Genomic DNA, 1034 nt, shown 5'->3' on the forward strand with positions numbered 1-1034 from the left:
AGAGGGCATTTGATTTAGGTAGATTGCCCTGTATGCCCTAGTAGGTGCCTCGCCAGGTGGGTGTGGTCTCGTCCGTTATGCGCTTGGCGAGGTTGTCGATCGAGGCGATGTAGATCATGGCTTCGGAGCTGGCGGGGAGGGTCTCGTAGTCGCGGGCCAGACGTCGGCGAAGCATGATCCATCCCAGACTTCGCTCGACGACCCAGCGCCTTTTGACGACGTGAAAGCCGCGGATGTCGGGGTTTCTGTTGACGACTTCGACGTCGATTCCGAGGTTGGCGCCGTGCTCGATCATGGCGTTCTTGAAGCCGGTGTCGACCCAGCTCTTGGAGATAGTGGGGTAGGTCTTCTTGGCCTGGTCGAGCAGTCGCATTCCTACGACGTTTTCCGACAGGCTTGCGGCGGTGACGGTCACGGCGAGGAGCAGGCCGAGCGTGTCGGTGATGATGCCCCGCTTCCTGCCGACGATTTTCTTCCCGGCGTCCGTTCCCTGGCTGGTCAGGGGCACGTTGGCGGAGGTCTTCACGCTCTGGGTGTCGATCACGGATGCGGTCGGCTCGGGTTTGCGGCCTTCCTTGACGCGGGCCAGGCCGGTGAGGTCGTAGTTGAGTTGGGCGAGGATTCCTTCGTCGCGCCAGGCGGCGTAGTAGGCATAGACGGTGCCGTGGTTCGGGAAGTCGTGCGGGAGGTATTTCCACGGGATTCCCGTGCGGTTGACGTACAGGAGTGCGTTGAAGACGTCGCGCAGTTCCACCTGGGCCGGCTGGCCGGTGGGCCTGCGGTCGAGTCGGGCTTTCCTCCAGGCGGATAAGGTCGGTTCGATCAATGCCCATCGGGCGTCGGACAGGTCGCTGGGGTACGGCTTCCGCTGGCTCACGAAGGGGCTCTTAGCCGAACGGCGCCGCTGAGTGCGGTACTTGACCTTTAGGGCGTTTCTATGAAGTCCATAGACCAGACGGAATCTGGGCGCGAGACGTGGAGCAAAAGGGCGGCGAGACCGGAGCCTGGAAGGCCACGAAGCTCTACGTAGAGCA

General features: G+C 62.4%; 1 protein-coding gene. It reads right to left on the minus strand.

Translation table 11 applies throughout. The annotated features are described in order from the left end of the window. Positions 1-37 precede the first annotated feature (37 nt). Positions 38-877, minus strand: coding sequence for an IS5 family transposase (locus ACFYXB_RS46040; RefSeq protein WP_389591486.1), 840 nt, complete (start codon positions 875-877; stop codon positions 38-40). Positions 878-1034: the final 157 nt, after the last annotated feature.

This window comes from Streptomyces sp. NPDC002619 (assembly GCF_042889305.1).
GTDB lineage: Bacteria > Actinomycetota > Actinomycetes > Streptomycetales > Streptomycetaceae > Streptomyces.